The following is a 14,030-nucleotide window of genomic DNA, read 5'->3' on the forward strand; positions in this document are numbered from 1 at the left end:
CCACACTTCGCGACACGCGGGCGCGCCTCCCCATTGTGGGCACACACCCGCATAACTTCGAAATCAGCAATTGCATACTCAGCATAACTTTAAACTTCGAGTAGAGGTTTAAGGTTTCACCGGAGGACCGGACACGTGTCAACAAACCAGAACTACCTCGCTGTCATCAAGGTTGTCGGAATCGGCGGAGGCGGCGTCAATGCCGTGAACCGCATGATCGAGCTCGGTCTCCGCGGTGTCGAGTTCATTGCAATTAATACGGATGCCCAGGCGCTGCTGATGAGCGACGCCGACGTCAAGCTTGACGTCGGTCGCGACCTCACTCGCGGTCTCGGTGCCGGCGCAGACCCCGAGGTCGGTCGCCGTGCGGCTGAAGACCACGCCGAAGAGATCGAAGAGGCACTCGCCGGAGCCGACATGGTCTTCGTGACCGCCGGCGAAGGTGGCGGAACGGGAACCGGTGGAGCACCGGTAGTCGCCCGCATCGCCAAGTCGATCGGCGCGCTCACCATCGGTGTCGTCACCAAGCCGTTCGGTTTTGAAGGCAAGCGTCGCCAGGCCCAGGCTGAGACCGGTGTCGCCACCCTCAAGAACGAGGTCGACACCCTCATCGTCGTTCCCAACGATCGCCTGCTCGAGATCAGCGACCGCGGCATCAGCATGCTGGAGGCCTTCTCCACGGCCGACCAGGTACTGCTTGCCGGCGTGCAGGGCATCACCGACCTGATCACCACCCCCGGCCTGATCAACCTCGACTTCGCCGACGTCAAGTCGGTCATGCAGGGCGCCGGTTCTGCCCTGATGGGCATCGGCTCCTCGCGCGGCGCAGACCGCGCCATCAAGGCCGCAGAGCTCGCTGTCGCCTCGCCGCTGCTCGAAGCCTCCATCGACGGTGCGCACGGCGTGCTGCTCTCGATCCAGGGTGGTTCGAACCTCGGTATCTTCGAGATCAACGACGCTGCTCGTCTCGTGCAGGAAGCCGTTCACCCCGAAGCCAACATCATCTTCGGTGCCGTCATCGATGACACCCTCGGCGACGAGGTGCGCGTCACGGTCATCGCCGCCGGATTCGACGGTGGAGAGCCAGGTGCCAAGGCTGTCGAGGTGCGCCGTGCCGACCTCGTCGCCGCCGGAGTCTCATCTGCCACGTCGGCTGCAACCGGTGCCGCCGTCGCCGACGCGCTGGCCGCTCCGGTCGCCTCAACCGACTCCAGCCAGTTCGACACCGTGTCTCCTGCGTGGATGTCCACCGACTCGCAGGCCGGCGCCCCGGTTGCCGACCCCGCCTTCGAAGAAGAGTCAGACGACATCGACATCCCCGACTTCCTCAAGTAGAGCGTTGCTCTGCGCAAGCACGTCAGGGGCGAGGTGCAACACGTGATCGCAGCACACCAGAACGAGCCGGCTCTGTCGTCCTTCCCCGGGCTGGCAGAGCGGCTCGCTGCGGTGCAGGGCGGCGTCGCGGATGCCGTGCAGCTGGCCGGTCGGTCTGCCGACGAGATCACCACGATCGTCGTGACGAAGTTTCACCCGGCCAGCCTGATTGAGGCGCTGGCCGAACTCGGTGTTCATGACATCGGAGAGAACCGGCACCAAGAGGCGCAGGCGAAAGCTCAGGAGCTCGCGGCGCTTGATCTGCGGTGGCACTTCATCGGCCAGGTGCAGGGCAAGAAGGCGCGCCAGGTGCGTGCATACGCCGACGTCATCCACGCCGTCGATCGCGAGTCGCTCGTCGCAGCGTTGGCCTCAGACGAATCGGTCATCGACGCCTTCGTGCAGGTGAATCTCACCGACGATCCGGCGCGCGGAGGCGTGTCGCCCGACGGCCTGATACCCCTGGTCGAGCGCGTGCTCGAGACCCCCGGGTTGCGCTTGCTCGGTCTGATGGCTGTCGCACCGCTGGGCGCCGCGCCGCGTGCAGCATTTGCTCAGGTGCGCGAGCTGGGGGAGCGAGTTCAACAACTCGCACCCGACGCCACACGGTTGTCGATGGGAATGTCGGCCGACTACGCCGATGCCGTCGCGGAAGGCGCGACACACCTGAGAATTGGGTCGGCAATCACGGGCAATCGCCCGCGTGAGCGTTAATCTCGAAGCAGAAGCATTACCAACACGGAGGTTTTGATGTCCAACCCGCTCAAGAAAACCATGGTCTACCTGGGTCTTGCAGACGAAGAGCTGGAATACGACGCGCCGGCCAACGCTCAGGCCCCCGCGGCGGCATCTCCTGTCGGTCAGGCTCCTGCCGCGACACACGCTCCGAGCGCCGCAGCCGGCGCGGGCCGTGCCCCGGTCACGCCGCTGCACAAGACCGCAGTGCCGCGCAGCGTCGCCGCCTCGGAGATGAACGAAATTCTGACCGTGCACCCGCGCCAGTACCGCGACGCGCAGGCCATCGCCGAGTCGTTCCGTGACGGCATCCCCGTCATCATCAACCTTTCGCAGATGAGCGATGCAGACGCCCGCCGTCTGATCGACTTCGCCAGCGGCCTCTCACAGGGCCTCTACGGCAAGATCGAGCGCGTGACGTCGAAGGTGTTTCTGTTGTCGCCGTCGCACGTTGTCGTTTCCGGCGAAAACGCTCACGAAGACGCCGACGCTGAGGCGTCGTTCTTCGCTCAGTCGTAGCATTAGTTCGTGTTCGTCGTCGTCCTTCTAGGAAATCTTCTTTATTTCCTCCTCCTGATCTATTTCTTCGTGCTCTGGGGGCGGTTCATCGTCGACCTGGTGCGCGGAATCAATCACTCGTGGCGGCCACACGGCTTCGGCCTGGTCGTCATCGAGCTGGTGTACGCGGTCACCGACCCGCCCATCAAGTTCTTTCGTCGGATCATGCCGTCGCTGTCGGTCGGTCAGATCTCGTTCGACTTCGGGTGGAGTCTGACGATGCTGTGCTGCATCATCGGCATGTACCTCGTGCCGTTGCTCACGCGACTCGCCTAGGTTCAGGCGGGTCACACGGTCAAGACATGTATTCTTGATCGGTAAATGTTCTCTTTTGTTCGCAACTCAAGTTCTAAGGGTGGAAAGCAGCCATGGCGCTAACTCCGGAAGATGTAGTCAACAAGCGGTTTCAGTCCACAAAGTTCCGCGAGGGATACGACCAGGACGAGGTTGATGACTTCCTCGATGAGGTCGTTGTCGAGCTGCGCCGCCTGACCGCAGAAAACGAAGAGCTGAAGGCTCAGGTCGCCGCAGGCGGTGGCCAGGTTGCCGAGCCCGTTCGCGCCGCAGCCGTCGTTGCTGCTCCTGTGGTCGTTGCCGCTCCGGAGCCCGTCGCTGTGCCGGAGCCCGTCAAGGCTCCTGTCGTCGTCGCCGAGGCAGCCGATGAGACCGCCGGTACCACCAACCTGCTTCAGCTGGCTCGTCGCCTGCACGAGGAGCACGTCAAGGAAGGCGCTGAGAAGCGCGACGCCTTGATCGCAGAAGGTCACGCGACAGCAGCCCGCGTCGTTGCCGAGGCCGAAGCGCGTCAGCGTGCTCAGATCGCCGCTCTCGACCAGGAGCGCTCGGTTCTTGAGAACAAGATCGACGAACTGCGCACGTTCGAGCGCGAGTACCGCCAGAAGCTGAAGAGCTACATCGAGGGTCAGCTGCAGGAGCTTGACTCCGCATCACCGGTTGGCGCCGGCGCGGACTCCAACGCCCCGAAGTCAAGCTTCTCGGGCTTTGGCGCCTAACACTCGCACGAAGGTCAGCTTCAGCGCGCTCTTCGTTCTCGTCGGTGTTGCGCTGGGCGCATATGCGCTTGACCAAATCAGTAAGGCCCTTGTCGTCGCCAATCTGACCGAGGGCTCAGTTGTGCCGGTTCTGGGCGGAGTGCTTCAATTGCACTTCGTCCGGAACCCCGGCGCGGCGTTCTCTCTCGCCAGTGGGATGACCTGGATCTTCTCGATTCTCGCCGCCTCTGTCGTCGTCTTCATCATCTGGTTCGCCGGACGCATCCGTTCGGTGGCCTGGGCCCTGGTTTTCGGCCTGCTGCTCGGCGGCGTGCTCGGCAATCTCACCGACCGGCTGCTGCGTCCTCCGGGCTTCGGCGTGGGCCATGTGATCGACTTCGTCGCCACCCCGTGGCTGATTCCCGCCATCTACAACGTGGCGGACATGTGCATCGTCACGAGCATGGTGATCTTCATGATCCTCACGATCCGTGGCATTGGGCTCGACGGCAAACGCATGCCCAAGCCGGTGACTGACACCGGTTCGGTTGCGGTTCCCGCGGCCGACGCTGACGCTACGACCGAGACAGTGCTCGATACTGCTCCCGACGCCACTTCCAACACCGTTTCCGAAGCGGATGCTGATGCGTCGACTGACGGCGGAACGGCACGTCCCGTAGACCCCCAACCCAGAACTGAGTCTTGATCGCCGGCATGGAATCTCGTTCCCTCTTCTTGCCCGATAGTTTCGAAGGCGTGCGGGTAGACGCCGGCATGGCGAAACTTCTCGGGTTCTCCCGCAACTTCGCGGCCGACGTCGCCGAAGCCGGCGGCGTGCTGCTCGACGGCAGCGTCGTCGGCAAGTCTGACCGGCTGCGCGCCGGCGGCTGGCTCGAAGTCAACTGGAAGCCGAAAGAAGAGATCACCATCGTTCCGATGGCGGTTCCCGACCTGAGCATCGTTTACGACGACGACAGCATGGTCGTGGTGAACAAGCCGGCCGGGGTTGCCGCCCACCCGAGCGTCGGCTGGACCGGTCCCACCGTCGTCGGCGCCCTTGCAGCGGCTGGCTATCGTATTTCGACCTCCGGTGCTGCCGAGCGGGCCGGAGTCGTGCACCGTCTCGATGCCGGAACCAGCGGACTGATGGTCGTGGCCAAATCTGAGGCGGCCTACACGGCTCTGAAGCGGGCATTCCATGACCGCGAGGTCGAGAAGATCTATCACACGGTTGTGCAGGGCCACCCCGATCCTCTGGCGGGCACCATCGACGCGCCGGTCGGCCGTCATCCGCGCTCCGATTGGAAGTTCGCGGTCATCGCCGACGGCAAGCACGCCATCACGCACTACGAGACGCTGGAGGCTTTTCCGTTCGCCTCTCTTCTCGAGGTGCACCTGGAAACCGGGCGCACCCATCAGATTCGTGTGCACATGGCCGCCCAGCGGCATCCGTGCGTGGGCGACGCCATGTACGGCGCCGACCCGTCGATCTCGGCGCGACTCGGGTTGACTCGTCAGTGGCTTCACGCGAAGCAGCTGGCGTTCAACCACCCGGAGACGGGGGAGTGGGTCACCTACACCTCCGATTACCCTTCAGATTTGGCGAATGCACTCCGCGTGCTTCGCGATGAAGGTTAAGCTAGTTATTCACCCACCCCCAGCATTTCGGAGCAGTTTTGTCCTCTCAGAGTGATTCGTTCGTTCACCTCCATGTGCACAGCGAGTACTCGATGCTTGACGGTGCCGCCCGGGTAAAGCCCCTGATCAGCGCGGCCGTCGAGCAAGGGATGCCCGCTGTCGCGGTGACTGACCACGGCAACGTGTTCGGTGCATTCGACTTTTGGCGCACCGCCACAGAGGCCGGCATCAAGCCGATCATCGGCACCGAGGCGTACATCACGCCCGGCACGCACCGGGGCGACAAGACCCGGGTGAAGTGGGGCACGAACGCGCAGAGCCGCGACGACGTCGGTGGCGCCGGCTCCTACACGCACATGACGCTGCTCTCCGAGACCACAGAGGGCATGCACAACCTGTTCCGGCTGTCGTCGCGGGCGTCGCTCGAGGGCTACTACTTCAAACCGCGCATGGACCGCGAACTGCTCAGCCAGTACTCGACCGGTCTGATCGGCACGACCGGATGCGCCGGTGGGGAAGTGCAGACCCGTCTGCGTCTCGGCCAGTACGACGAGGCGAAGAAGGCGGCCGGCGAGCTGCGCGACATCTTCGGTGCCGACAACTACTTCTGCGAAGTCATGGACCACGGCATCGACGTGGAACGCCGCACCATGAGCGACCTGCTGCGTCTGGCCAAAGAGCTCAACTTGCCGCTCGTCGCCACCAACGACCTGCACTACACGCACGCCCACGACGCCACCGCTCACGCCGCGCTGCTCTGCGTGCAGTCCGCGTCGACGCTCGACGACCCGAACCGGTTCAAGTTCGACTCCGACGAGTTCTACCTCAAGACCGCCGCGCAGATGCGGCACATCTTCCGCGACAACCCAGAGGCCTGCGACAACACCCTGCTCATCGCGGAGCGGTGTGAGGTTGAGTTCAACACCAAAGCCAACTACATGCCGCGCTTTCCGACACCTGAAGGGGAAAACGAGGAGAGCTGGTTCATCAAAGAGGTCGAGATCGGTCTCCTGGGCCGCTACCCGAACGGCGTGCCAGACGACGTGCGGAAGCAGGCCGACTACGAGGTCGGCGTCATCACCCAGATGGGCTTCCCCGGCTATTTCCTGGTGGTTGCCGACTTCATCGCCTGGTCGAAGCAGCAGGGCATCAGGGTCGGCCCCGGCCGTGGTTCAGGCGCCGGCTCCATGGCGGCATACGCCATGGGCATCACCGGCCTCGACCCGCTGGTTCACGGACTGATCTTCGAGCGGTTTCTGAACCCCGACCGCGTCTCCATGCCCGACTTCGATATCGACTTCGACGAGCGTCGGCGCGGCGAGGTCATCCGCTACGTCACCGAGAAATACGGCGATGAGCGCGTCGCCCAGATCGTCACCTACGGCACGATCAAGGCCAAGCAGGCGCTCAAGGACTCCTCGCGGGTGCTCGGATTCCCGTTCGGCATGGGCGACAAGCTCACCAAGGCGATGCCGCCCGCGATCATGGGTAAGGATGTGCCGCTGACCGGCATGTTCGACAAAGACCACCCGCGCTACAAGGAGGCAGTCGACTTTCGTGCGGTGATCGAGTCTGACCCAGAGGCCCGCACCGTCTTCGACACTGCATTGGGCCTCGAAAACCTCAAGCGCCAGTGGGGTGTGCACGCGGCCGGCGTGATCATGTCGAGCGACCCGTTGATCGACATCATCCCGATCATGAAGCGTGAGGCCGACGGCCAGATCGTCACCCAGTTCGACTACCCGGCCTGTGAGTCGCTCGGACTGATCAAGATGGACTTCCTGGGGTTGCGCAACCTCACCATCCTCGACGACGCCCTCGACAACATCGAAGAGAACCGTGGCCACCGCCCGATTCTCGAAGACCTCCTGCTTGACGACCCGTTGGCCTACGAGCTGCTCGCCCGCGGCGACACGCTCGGTGTGTTCCAGCTCGACGGTGGACCGATGCGTGCGCTGCTGCGCTCGATGAAGCCTGACAACTTCGAAGACATCTCGGCCGTCATCGCGCTCTACCGTCCGGGCCCCATGGGCGCGAACTCGCACACCAACTATGCGCTTCGGAAGACCGGCCTGCAGGAGATCATCCCGATCCACGCAGAGCTCGAAGAGCCGCTGAAGGACATCATCGGCGGAACCTACGGCCTGATTGTGTATCAGGAGCAGGTGATGTCGATCGCGCAGAAGCTCGCCGGCTTCTCGCTCGGCCAGGCCGACCTGTTGCGTCGCGCGATGGGTAAGAAGAAGAAGTCAGAGCTCGACAAGCAGTTCGAGGGTTTCTCGGCCGGAATGGTCTCGAACGGCTATGGTCCCGAGGCGATCAAGACCATTTGGGACATCCTGTTGCCGTTCTCCGACTACGCCTTCAACAAGGCGCACTCGGCGGCGTACGGCGTGCTCTCCTACTGGACTGCCTACCTCAAGGCGCACTATCCAGCCGAATTCATGGCCGCGCTGCTGACCAGTGTCGGCGACTCCCGCGACAAGCTCGCGCTCTACCTCAACGAGTGCCGTCGCATGGGCATCCAGGTGATGGCCCCCGATGTGAACGAGTCGATCGGCTACTTCGCCGCCGTCGGCACCGACATCCGTTTCGGCCTCGGTGCGGTGCGCAACGTCGGTTTCAACGTGGTGGATGCGATCCGTGAGGCCCGCAAGGAGAAGGGCCGGTTCGAGTCGTTCCACGACTTCCTGGCCAAGGTTCCGATTCAGGTCGCCAACAAGCGCACGATCGAATCACTCGTGAAGGCCGGCGCGTTCGACTCACTCGGGGCGACCCGACGAGCGATGGTCGAGATTCACGAGTCGGCCGTCGAGTCGGCGGTCAAGATCAAACGTGATGAGGCCCACGGCAACATCGGCTTCGACTTCGACAGCCTGTTCGACGATGAGACTCAGAACACCGAGAAGGTGCCTGATCGCCCGGAGTGGAGCAAAAAAGAGAAGCTCGCTTTCGAACGCGACATGCTCGGGCTCTATGTTTCTGATCATCCGCTCGCCGGACTCGAGATTCCGCTCGCGAAGCACGCCAGCACCACGATCGCCGATCTGATGGGGTCGGAGTCGACCCAAGACGGCGACACGGTCACCGTCGCCGGGCTGATCACCGGGGTGCAGCACCGGGTGGCCAAGAAATCGGGCAACCAGTACGGCATGATCGACGTCGAAGACTTCAGCGGTGAGATCACCGCGATGTTCATGGGCAAGGCCTACCAAGAGTTCGCGCCTGACCTGGTCAGCGACACCATCGTTGTCGTGCGTGGCCGGGTGAGCATGCGCGATGACGGGATGAACCTGCATGCCTACAGCGTCTTCGCGCCGGAGCTCGGTCAGGTCGATGAGGCCGGGCAACTGTCGATCACCCTGTTCGAGAACCGGGCGACCGAGGTGACGGTGCGGGCGTTGGCTGAGGTCTTGCAGAGGCACACCGGTTCGGCTGAGTTGCGGTTGAAGCTGGTCAAGGGCGATGTGGCGCGGGTCTTCGAGTTGCCGTATCGGGTGAAGGTGAGCCCTGACCTGTTCGGTGAGTTGAAGAGTTTGCTGGGCCCGTACTGCCTGACCTGACCTGATCTGACCTGACCTGACCTGACCTGACCTGACCTGACCTGACCTGACCTGACCTGACCTGACCTGACCTGACCTGACCTGTTGTGATCAGCCCTGATCGTCCCACCGAGTTTGACCGTTCCGGTCGAGTTTGACCGGCGCATCGGGGTACCTCGACCGCACGTGTCAAGCTCGGCGGAGCCGGGCAGGCAGCGGTCACCGCAGAATCTCCACCATCAGCACCCAGGCATCAAGCATCGAACCGATGATGGTGAACAGCATGCCGGCCGCGATCCAGGCGAGACCGAGTACTGCCGCGCTGTCCCTCCGCGAAGGACGAGGGACGCGAGAGCTCCGAAGCAGCACCGGGTGGTGCCGCACGACACAAGCCCTGCCCCGTCAAGGTTCGCCCATTTTTGCTAGTGCATGTGGCCCTCGCACTAGCAAAAATGGGCGAACCATTGATCGAAAGGGATGCGAGCCGCGGCAGCGCAGCTGCAGCGAGGCGCCACTGTGCATAACTTCAACGGGACGACGAGCGGATGCGTCACAGTCCTGGAATGAGCGCTCGACATCCGCTGCCGCCCGGCCTCCCCACTCCTGCCTTCCGCGTCGGCGACGCGCACCGCGCCGGCGTCCCTCCGCACCGGCTGCGTGCATCCGATGTGAGAACCAATGTGACCGGGGTGCGCAGCATTATGCCCCCGAACACGCTCGCCGAGCGGTGCGCACTCTTCGCACTCAGGATGCCGATTGCGAGCTTCTTCAGCCACACCACTGCGGCGCAGCTGTACGGAATGCCGGTTCCCTACCGTCTGTCACTCGACCCACGAGTTCACATCGCAGTGCCGGCCCCGGCGCGAGCGCCGCACGCCCGCGGACTTGTCGGACATGCACTTGGGGTTGGCGAGCACGAACTCTGCACAATGGTAGACGGGCTGCGCGTGACGACGCCGATTCGCACGTGGTTCGACCTAGCGCACGCGCTGCCGCTGCTTGACCTTGTGGCAGCGGGCGACTACTTGCTGCACGGGGAATACCCGATGGTCGAGGCCAACGACCTAGTGCAGGCGCTTGGAACGCTGCGCAATCGGCGGATCAGGCGCAAGCTTCTCCGTGCTGCCGATCTACTCGACCCGCGTGCAGAGTCGGCTCCCGAATCGATCTTGCGGACGCTGCTCATGCTTGCCGGCATTCCGGTGTCGCGAGTCAACCACAGCGTGACCGACCGCTTCGGTGAATTCGTCGCCCGCACCGACCTGATCATTGACCGTTACCGGGTCATTCTCGAGTACCAGGGTGACTACCATCGCACGACGAAAGGGCAGTGGCGGGCCGATATGACGCGACGGGCGCGCCTCGAAGCGGAGGGCTGGCGGGTGATGGAGCTGAACGCAGACGACCTGACCAATCCTGTCGAGCTCGTGCGGCGCATCCGCACCCTGGCTCAGCTGCCGCAGTTGCCTCTTTCACTGTCATGACTCGCCCATATTTGCTAGTGCAGGGGGAGGGTGCACTAGCAATTCTGGGCAACCCAGCTCGAATGGGGACGACAGGCCAATGAGAGTCGCCCGTTTTGGCTAGTGCAGAAGGTATCTGCACTAGCCAAAACGGGCGAACCACGAGCTACGCGGACGGGAAACGCGTTCGATGAAGTCCTGCGCCGTGTTGAAACAGCGGCGAATGCCGCGCGGATCGGTTGTTCCCTCGCACGCCGATCAGGCGCGAATGGTGACTCCTCGTTGTTCCTGGCCACCGGGGCTACTCTTGCAGCATGACGAAGCGACGAAGCGAGCCGGTCTACACACTGGCGATTGGGGCCGGCCGTGCGCTGTTCGGGCTGCTTCGGGTGAAGCCGCTCCCACGTGGTCTGCAAAACCTACCGGCCACGGGTGGCGCCGTGCTGGCGATCACTCATTTCGGTTATCTCGACTTTGCGCTCACCGAGTGGATGGTCTGGCATCGCAACCGCCGGCGCATCCGTTTCATGGCCAAGAAGGGTGCGTTCGATCAGCCCGTCGTCGGCACACTGCTGCGCGGAATGGGACACATCTCCGTCGATATGGATCATGGCGCCGACGCCTATTCGCAGGCCGTTGCGGCATTGCGTTCCGGCGAACTGCTCGGCGTGTTTCCCGAGGGAGGCGTGAATGCCTCATTCACCGTGCGGGAACTGAAGACCGGCGCGATTCGGATGGCGGCCGAGGCCGGAGTGCCGGTCATTCCGATTGCCGTCTGGGGCGGTCACCGCCTGATGACGAAGAATCACAAGCCAGCCTTCACCGAATTATTCGGTGTTCCGGTGGCGTTCTCGGTCGGCACGCCGTTCACCGTCGCCGCCGATGCCGACACGCATCAGCTCACCGAAGAACTCCACACCACGCTGCAGCGCCTGGTCGACGAGCTGCAGAAAAACTACCCAGAAGACGGCACCGCACAATGGTGGCAGCCGGCTCACCTCGGCGGAACCGCCCCGACGCCCGAGCGGGCCGCACTGGCCGAGGCGGAGCGTCGGCGGCGGCGGGCAGAGGCGAAGGCAGCCGCAGCGCCGAAGTGAGGCGCGCAGGGTGACTGGCTAGACGGCGGCGCCCGGCGTGCGGAACATGCGCTCGTGATAGAGCAAGGCCTCGTCGTCGATGCCCATTCCACCGCTCTCGATCTGCACCACCACGACCGCGTTGTTGTGCACCGCAACCCGTTCGATGATGCGACAGACCATCCACGAGGTCACGCCGTCGAGCAATGGCAAACCGAACGGTCCCGGATGCCAGTGGTCGCCGACGAATCGCGCGGCATGGGGTCCGGCCAGCAGCTCTGCGACGGACCGATTGCGCGCACCGAGCATGTGGATGATCACACGTTCGCTCTCGACGATGGCCGGCCAGGTGCTCGCAGAGCGCGCCATGTTGAAGGTGGCGAGTGGCGGAACCGCGGAGAGCGACGCTAGCGAGGTGGCGGTGAAACCAACCGGCGAGCCATCGGGGGCCAGCGTGGTGATCGCTGCGACGCCGGCCGCATGCCGACGAAACGCATGCTTGAACGCGGCGAGGTCGATGGGTTCGGAAGCGTCGAGCTGGGAAGGGTCGATCGGGGGAGGAGTGGTAACCCGTCGCGGATCGGTGTCGTTCGGCCGGGGTGTGATGGAACTATTCATTCAGATGCAGCACTCTCTTTCGACAATGAGCCTAATCCCCAGCACCGAAAGTTCGCGGATAGGCTAGATCCGATGATCCAGACCATTGACCTCCGAGGAACCCGGCTCAGCCCGGCCGAACTGCTCGCCGCCGTGCCGCGGGCACTGACCGATGTCGCTGTCGCCAGCGACGTTGCGGCTGAGTTGATTGACGATGTGCGCACGCGGGGCGTTGCCGCCCTGCTCGATCAGGCCGAGCGCCTCGACCGGGTGCGCCCCGAGCATGTGCGGGTTCCGGCTGAGCAGATCGCCGAGGCGGTCGCTGAGCTCGATCCGGCTGTGCGGGTTGCCATCGAAGAGACGATCAGGCGAGTGCGTCTGGCGTCTGCCGCTCAGGTGCCGCCGCGCCTCACGACCACGATCGCGGAGGGCGCTGAAATCACCCAGCGTTGGCAGCCAATCCACCGGGTCGGTCTCTATGTTCCCGGCGGCAAGGCCGTCTACCCGTCGAGCGTCGTGATGAACGTTGTTCCCGCCCAGGTCGCAGGGGTCACCCAGATCGCGCTGGCCTCCCCGCCGCAAAGTCACTTCGGTGGCCGCGTGCACCCCACCATTCTTGCCGTCGCCGGCTTGCTCGGCGTCGACGAAATCTATGCCATGGGCGGGGCCGGTGCGGTGGGCGCCTTTGCCTACGGCGTGCCTGACCTCGGACTCGACCCGGTGCAGTTGGTCACCGGCCCCGGCAACGTCTATGTCGCGGCAGCGAAGCGTCTGGTGCGCGGGCAGACCGGCATCGATGCCGAAGCCGGGCCCACCGACATCCTGGTCATCGCCGATGAGACGGCCGACCCTGAGTTCGTCGCGGCAGACCTGGTCAGCCAGGCCGAGCACGACGAGCTCGCCGCCGCGGTACTCGTGACGACGTCTCCGGCTCTGGCCGCGAATGTCGAAGCGCGCCTCGGGCAGCTCGCTCAGTCAACGATGCACAGCGAGCGGGTGAGCGCCTCGCTCAGCGGCACCCAATCGGCCATCGTGCTCGTCGACGACCTGGCCACCGCCGCGGCGTTCAGCAACGCATTCGGGCCGGAACACCTCGAGATCCAGACCACTGACCCGGATGCCGTGCTCGAGAACATCGAGAACGCCGGCGCCATTTTCATCGGCCCGCACTCTCCGGTGAGCCTCGGGGACTACGCGGCAGGCTCGAACCACGTGCTGCCGACCGGCGGCCAGTCGCGGTTCTCCTCTGGACTCGGTGCCTACACGTTCCTGCGTCCGCAGCAGGTCGTGCGCTACAGCAAGGAAGCCCTGCGCACCGTGGCTGCCCACATTGGAGCGCTGTCCGACGCCGAGGCGCTGCCCGCCCACGGCGATGCGGTGCGGGTCAGGTTCGTGGGGGAGTAGCACCGTTCCTGGCTGGTCGAGGGCGTAGGACGGGGGCGCTCGCGAAGTCACGCGAGTGACACCTGCTCGGGGTGGCGGCATCCGCTTCACCGATTCGTCACGGTAAGCTGGATACACAATGTTCTGCCCGTTCTGCCGCCACCCAGACTCCAGAGTCATCGACTCGCGCACGAGCGACGACGGACTGTCCATCCGCCGCCGGCGTCAGTGCCCCGAATGCGGTCGCCGCTTCAGCACCACTGAGACCGCGAGCTTGAACATCATCAAGCGCAGCGGCGTGGTCGAACCGTTCAGCCGTGAGAAGATCGTCGCCGGAGTGCGCAAAGCCTGCCAGGGGCGTCCGGTCACGGATTCCGACCTGGCATTGCTGGCGCAAAAGGTCGAAGAGACGATTCGTCAGACTGGGGCCTCCCAGATCGACGCCAACGACATCGGCCTCGCGATTCTGCTGCCGTTGCGTGAGCTCGACGAGGTCGCATACCTGCGGTTTGCCAGTGTCTACCAGGCCTTCGATTCGCTCGACGACTTCGAGAGCGCGATCACCCAGTTGCGTGCAGAACACCAAGACGGCACGCGCGCGCAGCCAGGGTCATCGACTCCGTCCGCGTGACCTGTGACCGCGTTGATCCCGTGACTGCACTGTTTTCGTGC

Annotated in this window: 14 protein-coding genes; 12 read left to right on the forward strand and 2 right to left on the reverse strand. The window is 64.1% G+C overall.

The features are described from left to right. Positions 1 to 135 precede the first annotated feature (135 nt). From ftsZ to dnaE, 8 genes are all read left to right on the forward strand, one after another. Positions 136 to 1,335: a cell division protein FtsZ gene (gene ftsZ / locus ABD791_RS02500; RefSeq protein WP_345061955.1), complete on the forward strand. Its 1,200-nt coding sequence runs from the start codon at positions 136 to 138 to the stop codon at positions 1,333 to 1,335. 42 nt (positions 1,336 to 1,377) lie between these two features. Then, on the forward strand, positions 1,378 to 2,088 hold the full coding sequence (locus tag ABD791_RS02505; protein ID WP_345061957.1) for a YggS family pyridoxal phosphate-dependent enzyme: 711 nt from the start codon (positions 1,378 to 1,380) through the stop codon (positions 2,086 to 2,088). 36 nt (positions 2,089 to 2,124) lie between these two features. Beyond that, positions 2,125 to 2,628 carry a cell division protein SepF gene (locus tag ABD791_RS02510; protein WP_345061959.1) on the forward strand — a complete coding sequence of 168 codons (504 nt, stop codon included), beginning with the start codon at positions 2,125 to 2,127 and terminating at the stop codon, positions 2,626 to 2,628. 9 nt (positions 2,629 to 2,637) lie between these two features. Beyond that, a complete protein-coding gene (locus ABD791_RS02515; RefSeq protein WP_345061961.1) occupies positions 2,638 to 2,943 on the forward strand; it encodes a YggT family protein in 306 nt (101 codons plus the stop codon). Positions 2,944 to 3,035: 92 nt separating this feature from the next. Beyond that, on the forward strand, positions 3,036 to 3,680 hold the full coding sequence (locus tag ABD791_RS02520; RefSeq protein ID WP_345061963.1) for a DivIVA domain-containing protein: 645 nt from the start codon (positions 3,036 to 3,038) through the stop codon (positions 3,678 to 3,680). Then, complete coding sequence (gene lspA / locus ABD791_RS02525) at positions 3,670 to 4,365, forward strand: signal peptidase II (protein WP_345061965.1); 696 nt, start codon at positions 3,670 to 3,672, stop codon at positions 4,363 to 4,365. Before ABD791_RS02520 ends, lspA begins: the two co-directional genes overlap by 11 nt. Before the next feature lie 8 nt (positions 4,366 to 4,373). Next, a complete protein-coding gene (locus ABD791_RS02530) occupies positions 4,374 to 5,297 on the forward strand; it encodes an RluA family pseudouridine synthase (protein ID WP_345061967.1) in 924 nt (307 codons plus the stop codon). Positions 5,298 to 5,335: 38 nt separating this feature from the next. Next, on the forward strand, positions 5,336 to 8,860 hold the full coding sequence (gene dnaE / locus ABD791_RS02535; RefSeq protein WP_345061970.1) for a DNA polymerase III subunit alpha: 3,525 nt from the start codon (positions 5,336 to 5,338) through the stop codon (positions 8,858 to 8,860). Between the two features lie 198 nt (positions 8,861 to 9,058). On the opposite strand, the gene ABD791_RS02540 is transcribed toward dnaE, so the two are convergent. Next, complete coding sequence (locus ABD791_RS02540; protein ID WP_345061972.1) at positions 9,059 to 9,223, reverse strand: hypothetical protein; 165 nt, start codon at positions 9,221 to 9,223, stop codon at positions 9,059 to 9,061. 179 nt (positions 9,224 to 9,402) lie between these two features. Between ABD791_RS02540 and ABD791_RS02545 the strand changes: the two genes are divergently transcribed. Together ABD791_RS02545 and ABD791_RS02550 are read left to right on the forward strand one after the other, a co-directional pair. After that, on the forward strand, positions 9,403 to 10,323 hold the full coding sequence (locus ABD791_RS02545) for a hypothetical protein (RefSeq protein WP_345061974.1): 921 nt from the start codon (positions 9,403 to 9,405) through the stop codon (positions 10,321 to 10,323). Positions 10,324 to 10,616: 293 nt separating this feature from the next. Next, positions 10,617 to 11,399, forward strand: coding sequence for a lysophospholipid acyltransferase family protein (locus ABD791_RS02550; RefSeq protein WP_345061976.1), 783 nt, complete (start codon positions 10,617 to 10,619; stop codon positions 11,397 to 11,399). A gap of 18 nt (positions 11,400 to 11,417) precedes the next feature. On the opposite strand, the gene ABD791_RS02555 is transcribed toward ABD791_RS02550, so the two are convergent. Beyond that, on the reverse strand, positions 11,418 to 11,996 hold the full coding sequence (locus ABD791_RS02555; protein WP_345061978.1) for a flavin reductase family protein: 579 nt from the start codon (positions 11,994 to 11,996) through the stop codon (positions 11,418 to 11,420). A 72-nt stretch (positions 11,997 to 12,068) separates the two neighbouring features. Here ABD791_RS02555 and hisD point away from each other — a divergent pair, with 72 nt between their 5' ends. Both hisD and nrdR read left to right on the forward strand, forming a co-directional pair. Next, the gene (hisD, locus tag ABD791_RS02560; RefSeq protein ID WP_345061980.1) at positions 12,069 to 13,379 is read left to right on the forward strand and encodes a histidinol dehydrogenase; all 1,311 of its coding nucleotides are present in this window, start codon (positions 12,069 to 12,071) and stop codon (positions 13,377 to 13,379) included. A gap of 118 nt (positions 13,380 to 13,497) precedes the next feature. Continuing rightward, on the forward strand, positions 13,498 to 13,989 hold the full coding sequence (gene nrdR, locus ABD791_RS02565; protein WP_345061982.1) for a transcriptional regulator NrdR: 492 nt from the start codon (positions 13,498 to 13,500) through the stop codon (positions 13,987 to 13,989). Positions 13,990 to 14,030 lie beyond the last annotated feature (41 nt).

The sequence above is a fragment of the Glaciibacter kafniensis genome (assembly GCF_039538945.1).
In the GTDB taxonomy this organism is placed as follows: Bacteria; Actinomycetota; Actinomycetes; order Actinomycetales; family Microbacteriaceae; genus Cryobacterium; species Cryobacterium kafniensis.